The organism is Chitinophaga sp. (assembly GCF_017745275.1).
In the GTDB taxonomy this organism is placed as follows: Bacteria; Bacteroidota; Bacteroidia; order Chitinophagales; family Chitinophagaceae; genus Chitinophaga.
On sequence record NZ_JAGHZS010000006.1, the window covers coordinates 408,066 to 434,410 of the forward strand.

22 protein-coding genes and 2 tRNA genes are annotated in these 26,345 nt (G+C 46.1%); 17 read left to right on the forward strand and 7 right to left on the reverse strand.

Annotated features, from left to right (window positions below; translation table 11 throughout):
- Positions 1–9: 9 nt before the first annotated feature.
- From J7623_RS18740 to J7623_RS18760, 5 genes are read left to right on the forward strand one after another with little or no spacing between them, the layout of a single operon-like run.
- The gene (locus J7623_RS18740; protein ID WP_291923168.1) at positions 10–1,494 is read left to right on the forward strand and encodes a RagB/SusD family nutrient uptake outer membrane protein; all 1,485 of its coding nucleotides are present in this window, start codon (positions 10–12) and stop codon (positions 1,492–1,494) included.
- Between the two features lie 17 nt (positions 1,495–1,511).
- A complete protein-coding gene (locus J7623_RS18745) occupies positions 1,512–2,339 on the forward strand; it encodes a LamG domain-containing protein (RefSeq protein ID WP_291923170.1) in 828 nt (275 codons plus the stop codon).
- Positions 2,340–2,345: 6 nt separating this feature from the next.
- On the forward strand, positions 2,346–4,004 hold the full coding sequence (locus J7623_RS18750; RefSeq protein ID WP_291923171.1) for a glucoamylase family protein: 1,659 nt from the start codon (positions 2,346–2,348) through the stop codon (positions 4,002–4,004).
- 11 nt (positions 4,005–4,015) lie between these two features.
- The gene (locus J7623_RS18755) at positions 4,016–5,332 is read left to right on the forward strand and encodes a glucoamylase family protein (protein WP_291923173.1); all 1,317 of its coding nucleotides are present in this window, start codon (positions 4,016–4,018) and stop codon (positions 5,330–5,332) included.
- 5 nt (positions 5,333–5,337) lie between these two features.
- A complete protein-coding gene (locus J7623_RS18760) occupies positions 5,338–7,077 on the forward strand; it encodes a family 43 glycosylhydrolase (protein WP_291923175.1) in 1,740 nt (579 codons plus the stop codon).
- 106 nt (positions 7,078–7,183) lie between these two features.
- Here the strand turns inward: J7623_RS18760 and J7623_RS18765 are convergent.
- From J7623_RS18765 to nfi, 3 genes are all read right to left on the reverse strand, one after another.
- Positions 7,184–7,265 (reverse strand) — tRNA-Tyr (locus J7623_RS18765).
- Between the two features lie 53 nt (positions 7,266–7,318).
- A tRNA-Asp gene (locus tag J7623_RS18770) sits at positions 7,319–7,392 on the reverse strand.
- 87 nt (positions 7,393–7,479) lie between these two features.
- Positions 7,480–8,133, reverse strand: coding sequence for a deoxyribonuclease V (gene nfi / locus J7623_RS18775; RefSeq protein ID WP_291923177.1), 654 nt, complete (start codon positions 8,131–8,133; stop codon positions 7,480–7,482).
- Positions 8,134–8,238: 105 nt separating this feature from the next.
- Between nfi and J7623_RS18780 the strand changes: the two genes are divergently transcribed.
- From J7623_RS18780 to J7623_RS18830, 11 genes are all read left to right on the forward strand, one after another.
- On the forward strand, positions 8,239–9,639 hold the full coding sequence (locus tag J7623_RS18780; RefSeq protein WP_291923178.1) for an ATP-binding protein: 1,401 nt from the start codon (positions 8,239–8,241) through the stop codon (positions 9,637–9,639).
- A 10-nt stretch (positions 9,640–9,649) separates the two neighbouring features.
- A complete protein-coding gene (locus J7623_RS18785; protein ID WP_291923180.1) occupies positions 9,650–11,308 on the forward strand; it encodes an FAD-dependent oxidoreductase in 1,659 nt (552 codons plus the stop codon).
- A 10-nt stretch (positions 11,309–11,318) separates the two neighbouring features.
- Positions 11,319–11,582: a UBP-type zinc finger domain-containing protein gene (locus J7623_RS18790; protein WP_291923182.1), complete on the forward strand. Its 264-nt coding sequence runs from the start codon at positions 11,319–11,321 to the stop codon at positions 11,580–11,582.
- A gap of 334 nt (positions 11,583–11,916) precedes the next feature.
- The gene (locus J7623_RS18795; RefSeq protein WP_291923184.1) at positions 11,917–12,516 is read left to right on the forward strand and encodes a sigma-70 family RNA polymerase sigma factor; all 600 of its coding nucleotides are present in this window, start codon (positions 11,917–11,919) and stop codon (positions 12,514–12,516) included.
- A gap of 47 nt (positions 12,517–12,563) precedes the next feature.
- Entirely contained in the window at positions 12,564–13,520 is a 957-nt protein-coding gene (locus J7623_RS18800; protein ID WP_291923186.1) for a FecR family protein, read from the forward strand.
- 33 nt (positions 13,521–13,553) lie between these two features.
- The gene (locus J7623_RS18805; protein WP_291923188.1) at positions 13,554–16,940 is read left to right on the forward strand and encodes a TonB-dependent receptor; all 3,387 of its coding nucleotides are present in this window, start codon (positions 13,554–13,556) and stop codon (positions 16,938–16,940) included.
- A 20-nt stretch (positions 16,941–16,960) separates the two neighbouring features.
- Positions 16,961–18,556 (forward strand): RagB/SusD family nutrient uptake outer membrane protein, encoded by a 1,596-nt coding sequence (locus tag J7623_RS18810; protein ID WP_291923190.1) that lies wholly within the window; start codon positions 16,961–16,963, stop codon positions 18,554–18,556.
- A 179-nt stretch (positions 18,557–18,735) separates the two neighbouring features.
- Positions 18,736–20,178: a hypothetical protein gene (locus J7623_RS18815; RefSeq protein ID WP_291923192.1), complete on the forward strand. Its 1,443-nt coding sequence runs from the start codon at positions 18,736–18,738 to the stop codon at positions 20,176–20,178.
- Between the two features lie 23 nt (positions 20,179–20,201).
- Positions 20,202–20,975 (forward strand): patatin-like phospholipase family protein, encoded by a 774-nt coding sequence (locus J7623_RS18820; RefSeq protein ID WP_291923193.1) that lies wholly within the window; start codon positions 20,202–20,204, stop codon positions 20,973–20,975.
- Between the two features lie 25 nt (positions 20,976–21,000).
- Positions 21,001–21,123, forward strand: a complete 123-nt coding sequence (locus J7623_RS18825) for a hypothetical protein (RefSeq protein WP_291923195.1) — start codon at positions 21,001–21,003, stop codon at positions 21,121–21,123.
- A 21-nt stretch (positions 21,124–21,144) separates the two neighbouring features.
- The gene (locus tag J7623_RS18830) at positions 21,145–22,323 is read left to right on the forward strand and encodes a sialidase family protein (protein WP_291923197.1); all 1,179 of its coding nucleotides are present in this window, start codon (positions 21,145–21,147) and stop codon (positions 22,321–22,323) included.
- Positions 22,324–22,458: 135 nt separating this feature from the next.
- On the opposite strand, the gene J7623_RS18835 is transcribed toward J7623_RS18830, so the two are convergent.
- Positions 22,459–23,364, reverse strand: coding sequence for a metallophosphoesterase (locus tag J7623_RS18835; protein ID WP_291923199.1), 906 nt, complete (start codon positions 23,362–23,364; stop codon positions 22,459–22,461).
- A 141-nt stretch (positions 23,365–23,505) separates the two neighbouring features.
- Complete coding sequence (locus J7623_RS18840; RefSeq protein ID WP_291923201.1) at positions 23,506–24,258, reverse strand: hypothetical protein; 753 nt, start codon at positions 24,256–24,258, stop codon at positions 23,506–23,508.
- Positions 24,259–24,468: 210 nt separating this feature from the next.
- Between J7623_RS18840 and J7623_RS18845 the strand changes: the two genes are divergently transcribed.
- Positions 24,469–24,660, forward strand: coding sequence for a cold-shock protein (locus J7623_RS18845; RefSeq protein WP_366839355.1), 192 nt, complete (start codon positions 24,469–24,471; stop codon positions 24,658–24,660).
- Between the two features lie 97 nt (positions 24,661–24,757).
- Here the strand turns inward: J7623_RS18845 and J7623_RS18850 are convergent, their stop codons facing one another.
- Both J7623_RS18850 and J7623_RS18855 read right to left on the reverse strand, forming a co-directional pair.
- On the reverse strand, positions 24,758–25,528 hold the full coding sequence (locus J7623_RS18850; RefSeq protein WP_291923203.1) for a hypothetical protein: 771 nt from the start codon (positions 25,526–25,528) through the stop codon (positions 24,758–24,760).
- Positions 25,529–25,695: 167 nt separating this feature from the next.
- Positions 25,696–26,343 carry an immunoglobulin-like domain-containing protein gene (locus tag J7623_RS18855; protein WP_291923205.1) on the reverse strand — a complete coding sequence of 216 codons (648 nt, stop codon included), beginning with the start codon at positions 26,341–26,343 and terminating at the stop codon, positions 25,696–25,698.
- Between the last annotated feature and the right edge of the window lie 2 nt (positions 26,344–26,345).

The window sequence follows — 26,345 nt, forward strand, 5'->3', positions numbered from 1 at the left end:
AGACTTGTTATGAAACGAAATACTCAACTTAATATACAACGTTTAGCCGGTGGCGTTATATTGCCGGTATTACTGGCCATCGCAGGTTGCGGGAAATCTTTTCTCGATGTACCGCCACAGGGACAGCAACCCAGCGAGCAGTTCTGGAAAAATGAAGCAGATGCCACCAAAGCGGTGAATGCTATTTATGCCAACCTCCGCGAATGGAAACAGGTAGGATTTGCCGCCGTTGCTATTGAAAGCCTGGGTTCTGATGACGCCGAAAAAGGAAGTAACGCATCCGATGCCAGCTTCCTCAATAAATACGACGACTTCACTGTAACCGCCACAGAAGGACAAATCCTCGATTTCTGGAAATCACAATACCAGGAAATTAATTTCTGTAACCAGGTACTGGTTAATATTCCTGCCATCACAATGGACGAAGCATTGAAGGCCCGTTACCTGGCAGAAGCTAAATTCGTACGTGCGTATGCGTATTTCCGGCTGGTGCGCGCCTTCGGTGATGTGCCCCTGCGTTTGAAAATAGCCGTGGATGCCAGCGAGTATAATTTACCAAGAACACCAAAGGCAGAAATATGGGCGGCTATTGAAAAGGACCTCACAGAAGCCGAAGCGATATTGCCGCCTGCTTATCCCGCCTCCGAGGCCGGACGTGCCACCAAAGGCGCTGCACTGGCGCTTCATGCAAAAGTGGCCATGTACCTGAAGAAATGGCCGGATGTGCTCAACTATACCAACCAGGTAATGGCACTCGGATATACCCTGTATCCCAACTATGAACAGTTGTTCCGCATCGCCAATGAAAATTCTAAAGAGTCTGTATTTGAAATTCAGTGTCAGCTGATCCTGAATAGTAAAGACGCCTCTAATTCCCAATACTCACAGATACAAGGCGTGAAAGGCGCTGTAGGCGGTGGCTGGGGCTTCAACGTACCCACGCAAAGCCTTGTAAGCGAGTATGAACCCGGTGACCCGCGAAAAGATGCGACCATTATCTTCAGGGGAGAAACCACACCGGAAGGCGATCTGATTGCTCCTACCGGCGATAACCCGATGTTCAACCAGAAATCGTATGTGCCTTTCCGTTTGTTTGTAACCGGTTACACAGAAGGCGCCGATCAGAACGTTCGCGTGATGCGTTATGCGGAAGTGCTGCTGATGAATGCAGAAGCCGCCAACGAACAAGGCAATACAACCCTGGCACTCTCCTCGCTGAACGCTGTAAGAGCCCGCGCCCGTGGTGGCAACACCGCCATTCTTCCGGACGTAACCACTACTGCTAAAGAAGCATTGCGTAATGCGATCTGGCATGAAAGAAGAGTGGAGCTGGCAATGGAAAACGATCGTTACTTTGATGTAATCCGCCAGGGAAGAGCTGCCACCGTGTTTGGGCCCAAAGGCTTTGTAGCCGGAAAGAACGAAGTATGGCCTGTTCCGCAGAATGAAATTGATATCAGCGCAGGTACACTCACTCAAAACCCAGGTTACTAATCTCTAATACTACTACCATGAACTTCAGATATCCATCATACATACTCTTCGCTGCTATCATGCTGTTTGCATCATCCTGCTATAAAAAGTTTGATGCCAACAGCTATAAACCGGCCTTGTCTATAGGTGGCTATACCAGCGCGTCCGAAATAGCTTCAGGCAACCTGGTGGCCTATTGGGGATTTAACGGCAACCTCACCGACAGCGTCTCCAAAACAAACTGCGAAAACAAGGGTACTACTTTCGCTACCGGTATCAAAGGCAGCGCCCTTAAAGGCGCCACCAAAGCATACGCGCTGTTCACACCAGGAACTGCTATCACCGGCCTTAAAGCATTTACTATCACCCTGTGGGTGAATAATCCGCAGAATACAGCCGGTATCGTGGAACTGCTGAACCTCAGCAATACCAAAAGCTTCTGGGGCAATATCGATATCTTCTTTGAAAACGGCAGTACCGACACAAAGGCGGTACTGAAAATGCACATAGCCAGTGCACAGGGAGAAACATGGCTGGGAAATTATGATGTGCAGAATATATGGGACAGGTGGACCAACCTTGCAGTGTCCTACAACGGTGTAGACTCATTTAAAGTATATGTAAACGGATTAAGGATCGCCACACATGTAATGGCCGGAGCCGGCCCAATCCAGTTCCTCAATCCGGGTAAAATGGTGTTTGGTACTTCCCAGTTTCAAACTGTTCCCAGTCTCACTTCTGAAGCTACTTCACAGGACTGGGCCAGCTACCTCACCGGTAGCCTCGATGAAGTGAGAATTTATAACAAAGCATTGGAAGAAGCAGATGTCAGCGCCCTCGTTAAACTGGAAGGGAGGGGTAAATAGTTTTATATGAAATGGATAGCTTGTTTATTATCGATTATAACAGCAGGCTGCAGCAAGAGCGGGGGCGACAATACGTCGCCTCCGCCCGTTACGCCGCCTTCATTCAGCTTTCAGGCGCTGAGCATTGATAGCGTGTCTGCCGGGTTTTCTTATTATGGTACCGGCACACAACCCGTTATCAGGATTTCTTTTTCAGATGCAGTACTGCGTAGCACCGTTGCGGCTGCCTGTTCTTTTGCCGGTAAAAGCGGTGGTAACGTGCCGTACAGTGTAGCATATGAACATGGCGACAGCACCCTTGTGCTGAAGCCCACTACACCGCTGTCTAACCTTACCGCCTATACGATCGAGGCAGGCGCCGGTTTACGGTCGGTGAAGAACGCGAAAATCCAGGCGGCCGTGTCATTGTCGCTGCTGACCGCCATAGACACCACCGATAAGTTCCCCCGGATCTCCGATGATGCACTGCTCACGCTGGTGCAACAGCAAACTTTCAAATACTTCTGGGACTTTGGCCACCCGGTAAGCGGCCTTGCGCGTGAAAGAAACACCAGCGGTGAAACCGTAACTTCCGGTGGCTCCGGGTTTGGTATTATGGCCATCATCACAGGAATAGAGCGCCACTTTATTACCCGCAGCGAGGGACTGGCACGCATACAACAAATAACCACTTTCCTCGGCACAAAGGCGGCGCGTTTTCACGGCGCCTTCCCACACTGGCTCAACGGCAGCACCGGCGCAGCTATTCCCTTCAGCACAAAAGATAACGGCGCCGATTTAGTGGAAACATCCTATCTCATCCAGGGACTTTTAACCGCACGACAGTACTTCAAAAATGCAGATATAACGGAAACGAAGCTACGGGATGATATCAACACTATTTGCAATGCCGTGGAATGGAACTGGTTTAGGAAAGACAATGCAAACGTGTTGTACTGGCACTGGAGCAACGAATATAAGTGGGACATGAATATGCCGGTGAAAGGATGGAATGAATGTCTTATTACTTACATTCTTGCTGCCTCCGCGCAAACACCTGTACCAAAAACTACTTACGACAGCGGCTGGGCAAGCAATGGCGCCATACGCAATAATAATCTCTACTACAATATCAAACTGCCGCTGGGACCCGCTTTGGGCGGCCCCCTGTTTTTCTCGCATTACTCTTTCCTGGGCGTCAATCCCAGGGGATTAAAAGATCCATATGCAGATTATGAAGAACAGGTGGTAAATCATACCCGCATCAACTACGCTTATTGCGTTGCCAACCCGGAAAAGAATTATGGTTATGGCGCTGAGTGCTGGGGGCTCACCGCCAGTGATATCCCCAACGGCTATACGGCAAGCTCGCCCACCAATGATGTAGGCGTAATTGCACCCACTGCTGCGTTGTCGTCTTTTCCATATACTCCGCAGGAATCCATGCGGGCGCTGAAATTCTTTTATTACAAACTGGGCGACAAGATCTGGAAGGAATATGGTTTTACAGACGCATTCTCGCTTCAGCATAGCTGGTTTGCCAACTCATTCCTGGCCATCGATCAGGGACCGGTAATAGTAATGATAGAAAACTACCGCAGCGAATTATTGTGGAACCTGTTGATGAGCTGCCCGGAAATAAAAACCGGTATGCATCACCTGGGCTTTACCAGCCCCCATCTCTAAAAAAAATAAAAATGAAATATATACTGTATATCGGCTGTTTATTTTTCCTGCTGCAGCCGGCAATGGCACAAAAGAAGATTCCTGTTGTCCGCGAAAAAATGTCGGACGAACAATTATTAGAGCTGGTACAAAAACAAACCTTCCGCTACTTCTGGGATTTTGGTCACCCGATATCTGGCATGGCGCGCGAACGCAGCAATAAATCTTTTGATTATGGCGATGAAGTAGTTACCACCGGCGGTACCGGCTTCGGTATAATGGCGATCATCGTGGCCGCGGAACGTAAATGGATCACCCGGGAAGCCGCAGCAGAAAGGCTCCTGAAAATAGTGAACTTCCTCCGGAAAGCGGATAGCTATCATGGCGTGTTCCCGCATTGGCTGAATGGCGCCACCGGGAAAACAATCCCCTTCAGCCGTAAAGATGACGGCGGCGACCTGGTGGAAACATCTTTCCTGTTCCAGGGACTTCTTTGCGCGCGTCAATACTTCAACAACAACACACCAACAGAAACGGATATACGAAATAAGATCAGCTGGACCTGGAACGAAACAGAATGGAACTGGTATACACAGGGCGGTCGTAATGTATTGTACTGGCACTGGAGCCCCAACAATGGCTGGAGCATGAACCACGAAATCAGAGGATGGAACGAATGTTTGATCACCTATGTGCTGGCCGCATCAGCTCCCCGTTACTCCATCGACCCGGAAGTATATCACCAGGGCTGGGTAAATAATATTTATTTCAGAAACGACCGCACCTTTTATGACATCAAACTCCCGCTGGGATTTGATTACGGCGGACCCCTGTTTTTCTCCCAGTACTCTTTCCTCGGTTTAGATCCGCATGGATTGAAAGACCGATACGCCGACTACTGGGAACAAAATTTGCATCATACGCTGATCAACCGGGAACACTGCGTTCGCAATCCAAAAGGATTTAAAGGTTACGGCGCCAACTGTTGGGGACTCACCGCCAGCGATACATATGATGGGTACAATGCTCACTCGCCCGCAAATGATTGGGGCACCATCACACCCACAGCGGCATTATCAGCATTTCCATACACACCTGAATATTCCATGCAGGCATTGAAACATTTTTACTATGACCTGGGTGATAAGATCTGGACAGAATACGGCTTTACCGATGCATTCAACGAAACGAAGCAATGGTACGCCTCTTCACACCTCGCCATTGACCAGGGACCCATTATTGTGATGATAGAAAACTACCGCACCGGGTTGTTGTGGAAGTTGTTTATGAGTTGCCCGGAAATTAAACAAGGACTAAAGAAACTTGATTTTGAAACTACGGTAAAATAGTGATGATGAAAAGATGGATGTATGCACTGTTGATCATGTTCATAAGCATAGATACCAGTGCGCAAACTACCTATTGTAATCCGGTGAATATTGATTACGGCTATTGTCCTATTCCCAACTTTACCACCTGGGGAAAACACCGCGCTACCGCCGATCCGGTGATTGTAAATTACAAAGGCGACTACTACCTGTTTTCCACCAATCAATGGGGATACTGGTGGAGCCCGGATCTGCTCAACTGGCATTTCGTGGAGCGGAAATTCCTGAAGTCGTATCATCATGTATACGATGATCTGTGCGCACCCGCCGCATGGGTGATGGGCGATACTTTGCTGGTGTTCGGATCTACCTACACCAGCGACTTCCCCATCTGGATGAGCACCAATCCCAAAGGAAATGAATGGAAAGAAGCGATCGACTCATTGCAGACAGGCGGCTGGGATCCCGCTTTTTTTGCCGATGACGATGGTCGTTTGTATATGTACAATGGCAGCAGCAACCGGTACCCGTTGTATGGCGTGGAAATGAATCGCAGCACGCTGCAACCAAAAGGTGCCAGGAAAGAAATGTACCTGCTGGAGCCAGACCGCTATGGCTGGCAACGGTTTGGGGAAAATCTTGATAATACATTCCTGGATCCCTTCATTGAAGGCGCATGGATGACAAAACATCACGGAAAATATTACCTGCAATACGGCGCTCCCGGAACAGAGTTCAGTGGTTATGCAGATGGAGTTGTGGTAGGCGATCATCCACTGGGGCCTTTTTCCCCTCAGTCCGACCCTGTTTCGTATAAGCCTGGGGGTTATATCCGTGGGGCGGGTCATGGCGCTACATTCCAGGATAACAAGGGATACTGGTGGCATGTATCTACAATGGTAATTGCTGTGAAAAACAGCTTTGAACGCCGTATCGGTTATTGGCCCGCCGGCTTTGATAAAGAAGATGTGATGTTTTGTAATACATCTTTCGGTGATTACCCGCACTATACCGCCCGCAGTGCCGATACCACCGGTTTTGATAATGCCGGGTTTACTGGCTGGATGCTGCTGAATTATAACAAACCAGTTACCGTATCTTCTGTGCATGGTGGTTATCTTCCCAATAACGCAGTAGATGAAAACATAAAAACATACTGGAGCGCCGCCACGGGCAATAAAGGCGAATGGATACAGACCGATCTCGGGAAAGTAAGCCGTGTAAATGCGGTGCAGGTGAATTATGCGGATCAGGATGCCCCCTTTTTAGGTAAGCAAACGGATATTTATCACCAGTATATACTTTGGTTTTCGGAAGATGGAAAACAGTGGAAGATGCTGGCCGATAAAAGCAAACAGCGGAAAGATGTACCACACGATTATATTGAATTGGCAAAGCCGGTGCAGGCGCGTTATATCAAAATGGAAAACATCCATATGCCCGGTGGAAAATTTGCACTCAGCGGATTAAGGGTATTTGGTAACGGCAACGGCACTGCACCGGACACAGTGAAAGAATTACTGGTGCTTCGCACGGAGAAGGATAAACGAAGTGCATGGATTAAATGGTCGCCGGTAGATAACGCATATGCCTACAATATTTATACCGGTACCTCACCGGATAAATTGTACAGCTGTATCATGGTGCATAACAACAACGATTATTATTTCAAGGGCATGGATAAAAACCATCCTTATTATTTTTGTATAGAAGCCATCAATGAAAACGGTGTATCTGCCAGAACAAAGGTGATAAAAGCAGAATAAGACAAGCTGTATGAAAGATAAACAAGCTCTTTTTAAGAGTACGCTGGTGGCGTATTACGCTTCAAAATAAAAAAACCGGACAACAGGTTGTCCGGTTTTTTTTGAGTGGGCAGGATAGGATTCGAACCTATGAAGTCGTAGACAGCGGATTTACAGTCCGCCCCATTTGGCCGCTCTGGAACCTGCCCAATTATTCAAAGAAAAAGGAATAGAAAAATATCTATTCCTTTTTTAGTCCTTGCGGACCGGACGGGACTCGAACCCGCGACCTCCGCCGTGACAGGGCGGCATTCTAACCAACTGAACTACCGATCCTTACTACAGACAAGCCTTTCAGCCATTCCGTATCCCCCGTTTGGGGTTGCAAATATATAATAATTAATTTCAAATCACCAAATATTTCTACTTTTTATGTTCCAGTAATGCCAGGCGTGCATAGTGATCTGCTAACCGGGTCGTTTCCGGTAACCGGTACTGGGTGCACATTTGAAGTACTATGTTGGTAGCCGTGGGGAGAGAAATTTTATGTCCTACAGAAACAAAAACAGGGTTTATATTATCCTGTGTTCTCAATGCATTGCCGATTTGTTCCGGGTCCATCAACGGTGCAATACTTCCCCTGGCAGCGCCCAGGTCCTGGTATTCACCGCAAAGTTTTGTTTTACCACAACCAATCACCGGCTTATTCAGCGTTACGCCGAAATGTGCTGCCAGCCCAAATCTACGCTGATGTGCAATGCCCTGGCCATCACAAATGATCAGATCGGGTTGTACCGGTAATTTTTCGTAGGCTCGTAACAGTGAGGGCATCTCTCTAAAGGAAAATAACCCGGGGATATAAGGAAAAGTAGCTTCCATACAATGAGAGGCCACCGCTATTACCTGCAACGTAGTATAGTCCAGCAGCACTATGCTGCCGGCAATCAGGTTGGAATCTTTGTCGTATTCCACATCGGCGCCTGCAATAATTTTTATCGGATCAGGCAATATATCTGTGGCGATCACCTGCGATTTTAGTGCTTCCTGTATCGCTATAGCTGCGTCTTCTGTAAGCATTTCCCGAATGATTTATGTCAGGCGACAAAGCTAGCAGAAATTATTATAGTTTGCCGTGTGTGCTGAAAGCTTATATTTGATAACGAATGAAAATCCCCATTTTTTATGGAACCTGTAACTGCCAACCGGCTTCAACAAATTCCAGCGTTGAAGGAGGTACCATTAGAGCAACTGGAGTGGCTCCTGCAACAATCAACCGAAAGGCTCATACCAGAAGGAGAGCTGATGTTCAAAGCCGGAGATCCCGTGGTATCTACTAACATTGTGATCAGTGGAAAGGTGCGTATTTCCGGTAGTATTAACGGACATTACCGGGAACTGGCGGAGCTGAATGACGACAGTATCACCGGATGGCTGCCGTTCTCGCGCGTAAAAAACGCATTGGGAACAGGTGTGTGTTTGAAGGAAACACGTGTCATTTCCTGTCATGCAGATATTCTCAAACAAAATATAGAGCAGCATTATGAGCTCACAGAAGCGCTGGTACATATTATGACCAGCCGTGTGAGAGACAATACTTCCTTCCAGCAGCAGAACGAAAAAATGATGGCGCTGGGAAAGCTGTCTGCCGGCCTCGCCCATGAATTGAATAACCCGGTAGCCGCCATCACGCGCGGTGCGGCGGGTTTATGTGATAATATTACGCATCTCCCGGAAATATTCAGGGAGATGGCCGCCATTTGCCTGTCGGAAGAAGAAGCCGGCGTACTGGTGGAGCAACTGTTGCAGATGCGGGAAAGCCGCCCGGAAAAGGCATTGGGCATGCTGGAATTATCCGATAAAACCACCGCGCTGGAAGACTGGCTGGATAGTAAAAACATCCCTCAGCCGGAAATTGCAGAGGTGTTAGCGGAGTATAACCTGGACGTAGCCACCCTGGAAAAATTCAGTGAACAATTTCCTGAGCGGCAGTTGCCGGTCATTTTCAATTGGCTACAGAGCTCACTGGTGGCTTATCGCATGATCCACGACCTGCAACTATCTGCCAAAAGAATAGCCGACCTGGTTACCTCCGTAAAAAGTTATACTTATATGGACCAGGAGCCGGACCGGCAATTTATAGATATCCACACCGGCTTACGGAATACGCTGGCCATGCTGAACTTTAGAATACGCAAGGGAAATATTGACCTGGTGGAAAATTATGATACTACGCTGCCAAAAATTAAGGCGCTACCCGGGGAACTCAACCAGGTGTGGACTAACCTTGTGGATAACGCTATTGATGCCATGGAAGCCAATAAGAAAGGAAGCCTGGAAATAGCCACCACGCAGGATCGGCAATATGTACATGTAACCATTACAGATAATGGCCCTGGTATTCCAGCCGACATTCAAACAAGAATATTCGAACCATTTTTTACAACGAAAGAAATGGGAAAGGGCACCGGCCTTGGATTAGATGTAGTGATGCAGATCGTAAAACGGCATCATGGTATGGTGAAATCCACCTCAGTTCCGGGGAAAACTACTTTCACCGTTTCCTTTCCCATAGAAAATAATTAATTTAGAAGATATGAGTTTGCCTATAATATTTGCTATTGACGATGATCGACAGGTGCTGAATGCGATTACACAGGACCTGAAAACCTATTACAGAAAATCTTACCGCATTTTAAGTACGCTATCTGCCGAAGAAGCATTGAAAAGCCTGGTGGAACTGAAGAACCGGAATGAAACCGTAGCGCTGTTTATCTCTGACCAGCGCATGCCGGAAATGGAAGGGGTGGATTTTTTACAACAGGCCATCGCTATCTATCCCGCCGCCAAAAGAGTACTGCTCACCGCTTATTCTGATACCAGTGCGGCGATTAAAGCAATTAATGAATTAAGACTGGATTATTACCTGATGAAGCCCTGGGATCCACCGGAAGAAAAATTATACCCGGTGATCAACGATTTGCTGGATGACTGGCAAACTACCTACCGGCCAGAGTTCCAGGGTATCAAAGTGATTGGACGCCCGTATTCCTCCAAGGCTTATCGTATTAAAGAATTCCTGGCCAGCAACCTGATACCTTATCAATCTATAGATGCCGGCGCGGAAGAAGGGAAGGTGCTGATGGATATCAACCAGTTGGACAACGCAGCTTTGCCGGTAGTGATTTTTGAAAATGGTGAGGTGGTATCTTGTCCGGGTATTATTGATATTGCTGCCAGGACGGGTTTGAATCCGACGCTGAAAAATGAAATTTACGATGTGGTGATCATTGGCGCAGGGCCGGCGGGGCTGGCGGCGTCGGTGTATGGGGCTTCAGAAGGACTGAAAACCTTGCTGATAGAGCGGCATGCGCCGGGAGGCCAGGCAGGTACCAGTTCGAGGATCGAGAACTACCTGGGCTTTCCTTCCGGGTTGAGTGGGGCGGAGCTGACCCGTCGTGCCATTACGCAGGCCACGCGGTTTGGAACAGAGTTTTTGTCGCCACAATCGGTGAAAGAAATTAAGCTTAAAGCAGATTATAAAATTGTTTGCCTGGAAAATGGTAAAGAGATCAATACCCGCTCTGTGGTGATTACTACCGGGGTAGATTACCGTAAACTGGAAACCGCCGGGATAGAGCAATTTACAGGTGCCGGTGTTTATTATGGTGCGGCGATGACAGAAGCTGCGTCCTGTAAGGAAAAGAGTGTGTATATTCTCGGTGGGGGTAATTCTGCCGGGCAGGCGGCAGTGTATCTTTCCCGCTTTGCGAAGGAGGTGTTTATTGTGATCCGGAAAAGTGATCTCACGGCTACCATGTCATCTTACCTGATTGATCAGATCAGTGAAATACATAATATTGTTATCCTGAGCAACACGGAAATTGTAGCCGCTACGGGCACGGACAGGCTGGAAGGGTTGAATATAGAAAACCTGCAAACCAAAGAGGTGAAGGCGGTAGCAGCGGATGCGTTGTATATTTTTATTGGTGCCAAACCTTATACGGAGTGGCTGGGTGATCTGATTATAAAAGATGAGAAAGGCTTTGTGCAAACTGGCAGGGAAATGAAGTCGTTCGAATATTTTGGTAAGTTATGGAAGTTGGACAGAGAACCATACCTGCTGGAAACCAGCTGCCCCGGTATATTTGCAGCGGGAGATGTGCGTTCTGGTGCTATGAGCCGGGTGGCATCCGCGGTGGGAGAAGGTTCTATGAGTATTAGTATGGTACATAAATATTTAGCAGAAGTATAAATTGTTTTTTATGTCTGTATGTTCACATCTCGCCGCTATTACGGCGGTTAAAACCAGTGAGGAATACGTATGTGAAGAATGCATAAAGCATGGTGGGGAGTGGGTGCATTTGCGTACCTGCCAGACCTGTGGGGTCACTTTATGCTGTGACGACTCACCCTCCACACATATGACGAAGCATCATCATGCCACCGGGCACCCGGTGGTGGCTTCTGCAGAGCCGGGAGAACAATGGTTGTGGTGTTATATTGATAATGCGTTTGTAGAATATTAACCGGGAGAATATCCTCATACCGGCAACTATCTTGTTATAAAATTTTCGTTATTCGAAAAGTAAATTTATATTGCTATCAGAAAATGACAATATGCACCTGTCATGTAAATAATACGCTTAATCAACCATCAGCATTTTCAATCTTTTTTTAGTCTTTTTTTAGTCAATCAAAATATTAAAACACGTTATTTCAGATACTGTAATTCAATAGTATTATCACTTGTCGAATCATAGCTAAATCGATTTTTAACAGAAGAATCAGCCAGGAATCAGTAAAGTTAATATCCACGTAATATTAGGCAATTACATTTGCAGGACTTGTTATATTCCTTTTATGGCCGCGCATCAGCATTTATTTCTCCAGGATATGTCCGCCACTGTACGTCAGGTGGAGTTTGAAGCATCAGTAGCTACCTATTGGGATAAGCTATTGGGCATTGCGGTGGCCAAAACCAACGCGCATGATGCATTTGACATTGTGCAGGATGTATTGCTTTGTTTGTGGGAGAAGTGGGACGAAGTGCCGAAAGATAAAACACTGGAGTTTTACCTGCTCAACGCCCTGAAGTTCCGGATATTTAAATATTACCGTACCAACGGCCGTTATCAGGCGCACCTGAAAAAGCTGGAAGTATTGCTCAATGATACCCTTGAAGCACCCGGTGCCCTGGCGCAGGAAGAACTGCATGTGCTGAAAGATACTATTATAGCGGAAGCCATGGAGGTATTATCGCCCAGCCAGCGGCAATTATTTGTGTTACGTGTACAACATCATTATTCCTACCAGAAAATAGCTCAACAATTAGGCATAGACCCAGCCTCCGCAAGGGTTTTATATAGCCGCGCCCTGAAACAGGTAAAAGCACACATTAAGGAAAATCCTGCCTTATCTGCCAGCCTCGTATCTGCATTTTTGCTGTTTACAATTTCTTAACATTCGATCGGGTTAACATTTTTCGGTCTCCGGGTATTCATTAGTAGATGGCACCGAAAAAATATCCAAGGGCCCATGCCCTGTTAGAAAAATTTCATGCAGGCAAATGCACACCTGAAGAACTGGCCTTATTAGACAGTTGGTATGACGGTTTGCAAAATATTGAGCCAATGCCTGCGGCAGATGTAAGCCAATACCAGCAACAGTTCCTGGCTAATTTTCGTAGCCGCTTACCAGTTGCTAAAGTGGTATGGTGGAAGAAAGCGGCCGTGAAATGGACTGCTGCTGCAGCGAGTGTATTACTACTGGCAGGCGCCGGATTTGTGTGGCTGCAACACTCCACCGCATCCGGAGATAAGAGTGCAACAGATAAAACATTCCTGGTGACGAATGAAACTAGCGCGGTGAAACTGGTGGTATTACCCGACAGTTCGCATGTATGGCTGAACACTGCTGCGTCGTTGCGCTGGAAAGAAGATTTCAACCGGAAAGTACGTAGCGTACAACTCACCGGGGAAGGTTTCTTTGATGTACAAGGGCAAACAGGCAAGCCTTTCACGATCCATACAAGGGATATGGCGATACAGGTGTTAGGCACACAGTTTAACGTGGAAGCCTATCCTGCTGAAGGATTAACACGCGTATCGCTGGTACAGGGAAAAGTAAAGGTGCGTGTTGGAAAAGAGAATGCTGTACTGAAGCCTGGTTATGCAGCCGCCTATAACAATGGAGAAAAAGGCCTGACGGTTAGCGAAGCAGATGCCGGCAGGGTAGCAGCCTGGAGAGAAGATGCTTTCAGCGCTACTGATTTACCGCTCCACGATGCCTTTGCACGCCTGTGTAATCGCAACGGATACACGGTTCGCTGGGAAAATATGCAGGGCGCAGATAAAAATATTTCTGTCATGTTCAGAAAAGAGGCCTTTACCAAAATGCTCGACAATCTATGTTATATCAGTCGTAAGCGATATCGCATTACCGAAAAACAGGTTACCATTTATTAATACACGTGTGAACACTCCTGAAAAAATCAACACATGAAAATGAAATGTACCATTTCAGATCAGTACTCCCGTAGAAGCGGGCCAACTGCATTCCGCCTTAAAAGATATCTTTTATTGGGATGCGCCCTTTTGCCGGCCACTTTTGGCTATGCACGGCAAAGCGGGTTGAACGAAAAAGTAAAACTGGATATTTCACGCGCCTCGTTGTCACAGGTGCTGACTGCCCTGGGCTCTCAGAGTACTTTTACGTTCAACTACGTAAAACAGGACTTCGATAAAATCATGATCAGTGATTTTAAAACAGACAACATCACGTTAAACGAAGCACTCAACCTGCTCCGGAACAAATCCGGCATTGAGTACAGCGTTAGCGACAAAGCAATCCTGCTGAGAAAAGCAGAGAAAGACCCGGTGGTACAAACCACGCAGGTGGCAGATCATAAAATCAGCGGTAGAATTACTACTGAAAATAAAGAACCTATACCAGGTGTATCTGTATGGGTGAAAGGAACAAAAATTAGAACAGTGACCAATGTTGATGGTCGTTACGAGATCACAGCAGAAAATGAGAAGTCAGTACTGGTGTTCAGCTACGTAGGTTATGAAACCATTGAAACCGTAGTAGGAAACGCAGAAACACTGAACTTCAGCCTCAAAGTAAGCAGCAGCGGATTGAATGAAGTAGTAGTACTGGGTTATGGTACCGCTAAAAAAGGAGACCTGTCTGCCGCCGTATCTGTAGTACCGGATATGAAACAAATTAAGGAGCGCCCGGTAATGGATGTGGCTAACATGATCCAGGGTAAAGTGCCTGGTATTACCGTAACCAGTAATGGTGGCCATACCAGTAATTCGAACAATATCGTGATCCGTGGTATGGGCTCCCGCAGGGATGAAGCAGTGTTGTATGTTGTAGATGGAGTACCAGGAGCGCCTTACAACCCTGCTGATGTTGAGAATATTACTGTGTTAAAGGATGCGGCTTCTGCTGCCGTTTATGGTGCTTATGCCGGTTCTTCTGGTGTAATATTGATCACTACCCGTCAGGCAGCTAAAGGGTTACCTTCTGTTCAATACACCGGTTTTGTTGGTGCGAAACAAGCATGGCGTACTTTGCAGTCGCTCACAGCAGAAGATGAAGCCAAGGTAGCTAACCTCGCCCAAACCAATGCTGGTAACCCATTGCAGGAAGGCTGGGATCCGGTAAAGAATCCTTATGGTGCAGTAACACGTACCAACTGGATGAAGGAAATTTTCCGTACTGGCATGATTCAAAGACATAACATTAGCGTAAACGCCGGTACAGACAAATTTTCTACCCTTTTCCAGGCGCGTTATGAAAATGAAGAGGGTACCCTGTTGAATACCTACAACAAAAACATTTCCCTGAGATTTAATGCGAATTACGAGTTTTCTAAAAACATAAAACTACGTCAGGAAATCTTCTGGAATAATAATGATAACAGGGATGCTGAAACTGCCAGTGGTTATACAGGTGTAATTACCTCCGCTATTTATATGCCCCGCTCTGCCACCCCTTACTATGCAGACGGAACGTTTGGAGGTACAGGCCCAAGAGATGGTGCCTACAATGGTATCTATGGTGACGCGGTGAATCCCGTAGCCACGCTGCTCCGTAACCAACCTTTTAATAAGAAAAATGATCTGCAGTCAGTAACAGAATTTACGATTTCAAATATCGTTCCCGGTCTGACTTATTTATCCCGTTTTGCTTATCGGCAAAATAACGCTTTGTGGAAAAACTTCGAGCCGAAAAGAACAGAGCCAGGTAAACCTAATGACCAGAATAGGTTAACTTATTCTACAGATAAAGGATATAACTGGATATGGGAAAATACCCTGAACTATACCAAAGTGATCAACAAACATAGCATCGGTGCTATGGCATCTATCACCGGACAGGAAGCAGGTAATCGCTACTTCTATGCTGCAGCGCGTGGTTTCGAAAATGAAGCCGATTGGGCACAATATTTTGTAAACGCCACCATTTTTGATAAAGACCAACCGAAAGATGATCGCTGGATAGATCGTGGCGCTTCTTATGTAGGAAGATTGTCTTATAGCTGGGCAGACCGCTATTTCTTCACAGGAAGTTACCGTTATGATATGGCTGGTCGTTTGACAGTAGGCCATCGTGGACAAGGATTCCCTGGTTTGACTGCTGCCTGGAAAATCAGTTCTGAACCATTCTTCCATATAGCTGCTGTTGACCTCTTGAAAGTAAGGGGTAGCTGGGGTAGAATAGGTAATATGCTGTCTATTGGCCGCAACTATGGTTACCCAACACTGACACCTGGAACTACTTATCAAATTGGCAACGGAGCTCCCATCTCCAACTCCCTGTCAAATAATGCTGCATTTAACCCGGCATTGGGCTGGGAAACCTCCCAACAAACCGATATCGGATTGGATCTCAGCATGTTCAAGCAACACTTGAACGTTACTGTTGACTACTTCGATAAGCTGACCTATGATCTGATCAAGCAACAGGATAGTAAATGGCCCAACACTTTTGGGTTTGATGCTCCTTACCTGAATCAGGGTAAGATTGGTAACAAAGGTTGGGAAGTAGCTGTTTCCTGGAACAATCACATCGGTGAGGTAGGTTATAATCTTGGTGCTAACATTGCTACTTTGAAAAACAGGGTAGTATATATTGATGAGAATGAAGGCTCCTTCTGGTTACATAACGATAGTTATAGAGGCGTATTAACTCCTTACCGCTCCAAAGTTGGAGAGCCATATTTCTCGTACTGGTTGATACAAACAGCAGGATTATTCCAATCTGATGCAGAAGCAGCTGCTTACCAGAAAGATGGTAACAGGATTCAGCCGAATGCTAAAGCAGGTGATATCAAATTTGTAGATCGCGACGGAAATGGAAAAATTGATGATGGAGATCGTGTTTACATGGGTAGCGCTTTCCCTAAGCTGACTTATGGATTTAATGCCAGCTTCACCTGGAAAAATTTCGATCTCAGTCTGTTTATGCAGGGTGTAGGTGGTGTAAAACTGTTCAACGCTTTCAAGATGACTACCTTAAGTGGTTCAGAACAAGGATACAATCGTTGGGATAAAATTAAAGATGCGTGGACACCAGAGAATACAGGTTCCAATATTCCCCGTGTGCGTGCTAATGATCCTAATGGCAACTTCGGTACTAACTCTGACTGGTACCTGGAAAATGGTAACTACCTGAGATTGAAAAACCTGCTGATAGGTTATACTTTCCAGAAGATGAGCTGGAACAAAGGACTGCGTGTGTATTTCAGCGGCGATAACCTCCTCACCTTCACCAAATATACCGGTATGGATCCGGAAGTAGGTGGTATTGGTCTTGATGGTGGTCAATTCCCGGTTTCCCGTGTGTTCTCTGTGGGTGCAAATGTTAAATTCTGATCAAGCCAAACTGTATTATTATGAAATCAAGATTCAATTATATATGCTTACTGGCATCGTTCGCAGCCGGGTTAAGTAGCTGTACAAAGTGGATAGACGCCAAGCCTTACGGAGCGCCTTCTACTGCTTATTTCTGGCAGAGTGATGCTGATCTCAAAAAAGCCACTGCCTCTTTGTATGAAACTATGCCCAATGAATCAACCTGGGGTAGAGATCTATTCTGGGTGCAGGATGCCAGCGATGACCTGATTGTAGGAAGATCCAAAGCCAATGCCGAAAATATCAAGAACTTCATTCCAAGCGGCCGGGAAGGCTACCTGACTGCAGGTTGGGAAGATCTGTATAAAACACTCAACAGAGCCAACCAGGTTATTCAAAATGTACCTACTTCTAAAAATACTTCAGAAGCTGCCCGCAATCAGGCACTCGGTGAAGCCTATTTTATGAGAGGGTTTGTGCATTTCTGGATCGCTTATGTCTGGGGACATAAAGACCAGGGTGTTCCTTTTGATGGACCGGAAAATGCGCAGTTTGGAAAACGTATTCCTCCACAGTTACCATCTGTAAAAGACAACTATGCACAGGTAGTTAGCGATATGCAAAAAGCAGCTGATCTGTTGCCACTTTTCGAAACATATGGTGCTGCTGATCAGGGAAGACCACATAAAGCAGCAGCATGGGGCTATATGGTAAAAGCTTACGCTTACTGGGCTCAATATGATCAAAGCAAATGGGCGTTGATCCCCGCTTTGTGTGATAAAATCCGGGATGAAGGGCATCGTGCATTGATCAAAGACAAAGCAAACGGCAAACAAAACTATAAAGCCGTGTTCTCTATTGCTGGTAACTGGAGCTCTGAATATATGTGGTCCGTTACTTCCGGTACACAGGGTGGTTCCGAATTCCCAGGTGTGGTACTGGAAAATACCGGATGGAATATGTTCAACGGCTGGGGATATTTCCAACCGACAGAAGAATTGTATGACGAATACGAACCTAATGATCCAAGACGCGAAGCTACCATCCTGAAATTTGGAGATAAATTCACCTACTTCGGATTAAACTTCACCTACTATTCCAATAACAGCTTGTCTGGTTTCCAGATCAATAAATACATGGAACCATACTCATATGGAACAGATGGTAAGTCAAGTACCAACCCTAACATTAACCAAAGTCCTGACTATCCCACAACTGCCCTAAACCTGCCTTTAATGCGCTATGCCGAAATACTGTTGTTTAAGGCTGAAGCATTGATTATGCAAGGTAAAAGTGGCGAAGCAGCAGCTCCTTTAAATGAAGTGCGCAACCGTGTAGGATTGGCCAGCATTCCCAGCCCAACTATGGCTGACTTGAAACACGAGCGCCGCGTTGAATTAGCCTGTGAGTGGACTGACAGATGCCAGGACCTGAAAAGATGGGGTGACTTTGACAAACTGAGAGCGCCATTGCACGGGCGTATTCATACTAATAAAGCTGATCCTGCCTCACCTTACACTATCAAAGAAGTATGGCGTGCGCGTAATTTTGATCCAGCCAAACATATGGCCTGGCCAATGAATCCAGACGTAGTTATTAAGAGCGATGGAGCTTACAAACAAACACCAGGATGGTAATATAACGCCAGCTAAAAGCTAAAAGCAGAAAGCTGAAAGCAAAAAGCTATTAAAGCAAATGACCAGCGCAAATGAGTAATTTAAATACTCGCGCTGGTCATTTGCTTTAATAGCTTTTTGCTTTCAGCTTTTGGCTTTATATAAAATTATTCCTATTTTCAGTGGCAATGCTACTCACCATGCCAAAGAAACTATTCTTTGCCGCCGTTTTATACTGCGTTATCTCCCTGCAAACAGGCTGCGCTACCCCTGAAACTATTCCGCACCCCGATACCATTCCCGTAGCCATAAAACCCCTGTTTAAGGACTTTATGGGCGTCAATGGACATGTCACCTTCCGGCCGGCGCTGCATGGCCAGGTGTGCCGCCTGGTACGTAGTTATCATAATATGGACTGGGATGCCAACGCCCCCGGTGATACCCTTCATATACCCGTTACCGTTAATCAGCTCAACTGGAAAAATGATGTATATGGTCCCTGGAAGAACGCAGGACTGGAAACCGATATCTGTTTGCAGTTCCGGCTCTTTGGCGTAGGTGCCCCACGTTACCGGCAATTGTGGAAAGGACATGAACAATGGGCCTACGACTATGGAAAGGTGATGGCTGCTTATTATGGCCCTTCCGGGAAGGAACAGCTGTGCACCTCGCTGGAAATAGATAATGAACCCGGTAACCGCTTTGAACCAGCCCTGTTCCAAACCCTTTTTACAAAAATGGCACAAGGTATCCGCCAGGGAGATCCCCGGATGAAGATTGTAACACCCGCTGTGGTAGCGGGTAAAGGAGATAATTATTCACAGGGATTAGATGATTTTTATGGAGATAAACAGGTACTCCCCCTATATGATATCATCAATCTGCATACCTATGCCACCATGGAAAAATCTGCGACCATTGAAAACACCTGGCATAGAAGTTTCCCGGAAGATCCTTCCCTGCGCTATCTGAAGGTAGTAGATGAAGCTATTACCTGGCGCAATCAACATGCTCCCGGTAAGGAAGTGTGGATCACGGAATTTGGTTACGATGCCTGTACCCCCGCAGCTATGAAGCAGCGGAAAGACTGGGCACTGAAACTCAACTGGCAGGGAGCTACAGACCTGCAACAGGCGCAATACCTGGTACGCTCTTTCCTGGCTTTTGCAGTGCGTGATGTACAACGCGCTTATCTCTATTACTATAATGATGAGGACGAGGCCTCTTTCCACGCGGCTTCCGGGCTCACACGAAACTTTGTACCCAAACCTGCTTTCTGGGCCGTGCGGCAGTTGTATCAAATGCTGGGTGAGTTCCGTTTTCACCGGGTGGTAAAGCAGGAGGTAGGCCAGTTGTATATATATGAATTTGAAGATGGGAAAGATCCACAGTCCCTGGTATGGGTAGCGTGGTCGCCCACTGGCGCTGATACACAGCATAAAGACAACTACCAGCCACACACTATTACCACTACGCTGGATCAGTTGCCGGGTAAACCTGTCCGTATCACAGGCATGGCTACTACAGATACACCTGCGCCGGCAGTAGCCTGGGAAAAATCCGGCGACAATGGTATCCGCCTGACGATTCAAGAAAGCCCGACCTATATCATCTTCAAAAAAAATAAAAAAACACTCCGTTAGCCACGGTTTTTTAAATTAGTGGGATGAACAACCAACATACCAGTATAAAACGTCCATTTGTGTTATCCGGCGGCGGCGCCCGCGGTTATGCGCATTTGGGGGTATTGAAAGCCTTTGCGGAACAACAGGTTTTCCCCGAAGCCATTGCTGCTACCAGTGCCGGATCTATTGCGGCCGCTTTTATCTGCGATGGCTACAGCACCGATGAAGTGAGAGAAATATTCAAAAAAAATAAGTTGGGCCTGTCTATGCAGTGGAAGAACTGGCGCGCAGGTTTCCTGTCTCTCAAAAAAGTAGCAGAAGTATTGCAACAAACATTGCGGCACAAAACTTTTGAGTCACTGAACATTCCCCTATATATTACCGCCACTAATTTTGCCAGCGGTGAACAAACTATTTTCAGCGAAGGAGACCTGATTCCGGCTATCCTGGCGGCATCTTCCGTACCGTTGTTATTTCCGCCGGTAGAAATAGGTGGTATACAATATGTAGATGGCGGCTTGTCCGGCAACCTGCCTATAGAGCCGCTGTTGGGACAATACCGGGATATTATCGGGGTCCATGTAAATCCACTTACACCTTATAACCCGGCCAGTGGTTTCCTGGCTAATGTGGAAAGAACATTGCATCTCGCTATCCGTGAGCCGGTACTGAAAAATAAACAACTGTGCAGCTATTTTATTGAACCGGCTGAATTAGGCCGGTATGGCATGTTTGAGTTTAATAAGCTGGAAGATATCTATACTACCGGCCTCGACTATACGCGGAAATTGTTGCAGCAGGAGGAGGTGGTATAATTCGTATAAAATTAAATTCCCTCATATGCGAACCCTCATTTTATTACTATGTACCCTTTCCTGCTTCGGGCAGCAACATTTCCCCAAAGTAAAATTATTAACCGCCGATAGGATGAAAGACTGGCTGCAGCAGTTGACCTTGAAGTAAGTAATTGTTAAACCAAGTAGTATGAAGAAAATGATATGGGGCATTGTAGGGCTTTTATTAGCGTTAACGGGAATGGCACAACGAAAAGAAGTGCCGGTGTTTGTATCAGGTACCGATGGATATAAAACTTTTCGTATTCCCGCTATTATCCGGTTGCCCAACGGTGAGCTGCTGGCCTTTGCAGAAGGCCGCCTGGATGGCCTTGACGATTACGGTAACATCAACATGGTGATGAAGCGAAGTACGGATCAGGGTCGTACCTGGTCAGCGCTGCAGGTAATAGCAGGTTCCGGGGATATGCAGTTGTCGAACCCCGGTCCGGTAGTAGATCTAACAGATCCTGCCTATCCTGGGGGGAGAATATTTTTCTTTTATAATACCGGCACTGCTAAAGAAAGTGATATTCTCCGCGGCAAAGGTATTAAGCGTTGCTTTTATAAAACTTCTGCAGATGGTGGTCGTACGTGGGATACACCGGTAGATATTACAGGGCAGATACATCGTTTGAAGCAGCCCGCGGTGGACCCGGCATTTAATTTTGCGGAAGACTGGCGCTACTACGCCAATACCCCCGGGCATGCGATGCAGCTACAGGAAGGACCTTTTAAAGGACGTATTTTTGTGGCCGCCAATCATACCGCCGGGCCGCCGGTGGCCCACGCCGCACATTATGTGGCCCACGGATATTATACAGATGATCACGGCAAAACATTTAAAACAGGAAATAGTATATCCGTTCCCGGTAGTAATGAATCTATGGCAGCAGCGCTCTCCGGCGGGAAGCTGATGATGAATAGCCGTAATCAAAACCGTGAAGATATACATCGGAGAGTGGTGTCTGTTAGCAGCGATGGCGGCGCCACCTGGGATACCACCTACCGGGATCCACAATTAATAGATCCTGTTTGCCAGGGCAGTATCCTGGATATCGGCAGGGCCGGCAAAAAAAATATATTGGCATTCTGCAATGCGGCCGACTCACTGCACAGAGATAATCTTACCCTGCGTATCAGCTATGATGATGGGCAAACGTGGAAGCAGCATTTTCTAATTTATAAGGGAGATGGCAAACGAAAAGCGGGTTATGATTATGCGGCTTATTCAGACATCGTGGCACTTGGAAAAAAGCAAATAGGAATATTGTATGAAAAGGATCAATATTCCGCTATTGTATTTACGACCGTGAACTGGCGCAGATAGGGAGAGCAGAAAGCGGAAAGCAGAAAGCAAAAAGCTATTGTAGCGAATAAAAAAATCGAATATATAATTTTAATACCCGCTACTATCACTCGCTACAATAGCTTTTTGCTTTCTGCTTTCCGCTTTCTGCTCTCTTTAATATTTCACATATTTTTCATCGAAGGTACCGTCTGCATACAGGTCAATCAAACCATATCCCGGCGCGGTTTCCCGCTTGTTACCTTTCCACCAGGCACCGCTTACGGCACCATTACACAGGTAGGTCACGTTGTTGTATACTACTTTATCACGCAGGTGAATATGTCCGCTCAAACATAGTTTTACGTTCGGGTGTTGGTAAAATAGTTTGATAATAGCGGCGGTATCGGTATGCATATCACCGCCCAGCATTTCCCATTTATTAACGATACCATCTTCAATCATTAAAGTGGCGGTAAGGATGGGAATATGCGACAATACACAAACCGGTGTACCGGGTGGCGTGTTTTTCAATTCATTTTCCAGCCATACAAACTGCGCTTCGCCAAGTTTACCAATGTACCAGGTGGCATCAATATCCAGGTGTACACTGTCCAGGCAGATAAATTTCCAGCCATTTTTCTGGAAGCTGTAGTAAGGAGTGGTTAACTGCAGTTGATCAAGGGCATATTGTTTGCCATAAACGGCGGAGTTTTTATTTTGTTCTTCCCACCAGATATCGTGGTTGCCGAGTACGTAGTGCATGGGCAGTTTACATTCTGCTGCCGCCACGGAATGCCACAACCGCCACTGGTCGCGGATATTGGAAAGGTTTTCCTTGTTCATGTCAAATACAATATCGCCGCCGTTGAGGATCAGGTCTACTTTCGGTGTTTGTTGCTGTACATGATGGAAACATTTCGCCAGGCGGTTAGGCGCATCTAAATCATTGTACAGGTGTATATCGGTCAGGTGTGCAATTCTCAGCGTAGGTTTACTTTTAGCGGCGAATGCGGAATAAGGAAGGGCCGGCGCAAGTAACAGGCCGCCCATTTTTTTCAGCAGCGATCTTCTTTGAATCATGTGTGGAGCGATTAAGTATTAAAAAAAACAGGCAGCTCGTTACAACTGCCTGCAAAAAATAATTTACCAGTTAATCGTGCTGGTTAACGCGCAAAGTTAAAAATCCGAAGTGTCCCGGTGTATTATGATCCTGTTAATAAATTATTCTTTTACCGGATCTGGTAAACGTTCCTGTTTTGACTTATAGATATATGCGGCAATACCGGCAGCTATCGTGGATTCTACGACGAGGTATACCACTTGTCTGACCAGTTGCGTTGGTGCATATAATGAGCTGCTGATCTCAGAAAAGCGTCCGTGATATTCCAGGAAGAAAAGCAGTTGCCATAGGAGGGTGTGTGCTAATCCAACGCAAAATGTGAATATGATGGCGTTCTGGAATACCTCGTTTTTTTTGATGCTGGCCTGGATGCGCTGCAGATACAGGTAGGTCATATAACTCAGTAGTGATACCGCAATCAGGGAAGTAATAATCATCATCACCCAGGGAAACAAACTTTCGCTGTAAGGAATGATATTGTTGGCAGTGAGCGCGTTGAGAATCTGAGAACAGGCGTTGCCTGCAAAGTGCAGGGCCAGTACTGTTTTGATCATATACAGCACCTTCAGTGTTTGTCCTGTAGCTGTGTTAGACCGGTACTGTATGAGCAGAAAAAAAAGTAGGAGCAGCGGGTACATGAAGTAGTTGGTACCACCCAATCCTTCTTCTGCGAACATACCGCTATAGGCCATGCCCAGGTCTAAAAACAACCATATGATGGCGCATATCCAGGCAATGGTTTCCAGTATGGCGTTTTTGTTAAAGAAGAGGATGATGGCAAGAATAAGACCTACCAATAAGATCAGGGTAGCGGCGCCGCCCAGTAAAAGAAGAATGGATAAGTCTCCGTACATGTACAAAACGGTTTAAACGATGAATGAAATGCCTGTAAAATACACATAGATACAATAAAATACTTATAGTTAAACACTTGTTTTTATAAGACTTCTGTATTTATTATATTAAATAAATATATTAATTAATATTTATTTAATAAGATACCTAAAACTTTTAGGTAGTTCGGCATGATAAGTGTATATTGGGCGTAATTAATTTTTAAAATAATGCAACAAGGTAAAGTTAAATTTTTCAATGAATCCAAAGGATTTGGTTTCATTACTCCGTCCAATGGTGGCCAGGACATTTTCGTTCACATTTCAGGTACTACCAGCCAGCTCCGTGAGAATGACATGGTAACGTATGAAGTAGAAAATGGTAAAAAAGGATTAATTGCAGTTAACGTGAAAGTTATCTAATTTTATATCGAAAGTTACTCATTGAAGAAAAGGTACGCGGAAGCGTACCTTTTTTTATGTTTTTTTGCTGATGAATCGGAAGTAATGCTTCCGTATATTATAGTAAATGATGGGGCATAGCGTTTAGCAACATGTATTCCCGTTGTTTTCCGCTGAAGCGCTGCCCTTCAGCTTCCAGTGTGACCGGCCGGATCACCAGCAGTTCATCACTGATCACTACACCGTTTTTAAAGGAGGTGTATCCTGTCCAATGTGCGGTGCCGGGAGTAACCGTTGCCTTTAACTTTTTAGCCTCTTTCGTGGTGATGGGTAATTGTTGCACATCGTGATCGAAGAAGCCTTCGCTGGTATCTTCCCGTTGCAGCGTAATGGTAGCATGCTGTGGATCCAGGGCTATCACTTTCACGGTTTGTGTACCGGGGCCGCCTAATTCCCACGCCTGCGAAATAGTATGCTGCCACGTATCGCCTTCGTGTAGCTTTGCCGGAATGGGACCCCATATAAATTCACTGTATAATAAACCGCTGGCATTTGGATTTAGAAACGACTTACCGGCAAATACATTGGTGCCGTTAAGACCTATCGTCACCTCTGCATGGGTGTCTGGCTGTTCATCATAAATATCCGTTTCCGTAAAAGAAGGATTTCTTGCATCGTTGTTGGTAACAACATAGGAGCTGCTGCCGCTTACACGGTATACTACCGGCTGGAATTGATCGCCGGTAATAGCGATGGTCCGGGAGTAGATGTTGGCGAGTGTATCTCCTTTGGTTAATCTGAGGGTAAGATATCCTGGATGTTGTTGTGCCTGGCTATAGTAGGAAATGATGGTAAATACAGAAAGATAGCAGAATAATAGTCGTTTCATAAAGATGGTTTAACGACTTGAAGGTGGACATAAAAACAAGAGTGGAAAAATCATTTAAACAGGTGGTGATATATTTTCAACCGGGGTACCCAGCTGTTCAACCGGTATCATAAAAAAAACAGCCCCGCCACGGCGGGGCTGTTTTCTATTTAAAAGAAATGTGACAGTTATTGTTTTACGAAGGTACGTACAGAAGTACCGAAGTTTGGGTTATTTACCACCCATTTCAGTGTCACGTCGGTGCCATTACGTATGATACTGGTGCTGGACAGTGTCAGCCCACCAAGCGGCGTATTCTGGGTAGGACCTTCAAAGGTGGATGCATCTGTAAACCCGATGTAGTACGGAAATATGAACGCAGGGTTGCCGGCAACACCACCCGGATTATCGACGGTGTACAGTCCTGTTCCTTTTTTCACAACATGTACTTCCTGTCCGTTGCTGGTGCGTTTATAAGTACCGCTGATATCGTCCGCAGGGGAAATAGTGGTTACTAACACGAGTCTTGATCCCAGTGTTCTGTATCCCCACAGGTTGATGGTTTGAAAGTTTACCACATAGAAGCCTGCATTAGCTGCGTCCACATTGTTAGAGGTGGGAGTGAGCTGTGTGGTGGTATTGGTAAGACTGTCGTATCCGGTAGCACCGGCGTCCGTATAAGAGCCGCCAACGCTCAATGTAACTACAGGATCACCTTTCAAAGTAAGGACGGGGAAAACGGGTGTCACCATTTTGGTGTACACGTTTTCCGATTTTTTCGTGCAGGCGGTTAGCATCACCGCGCCTGCCAGGAAGATATATAATAACGCTTTCATGC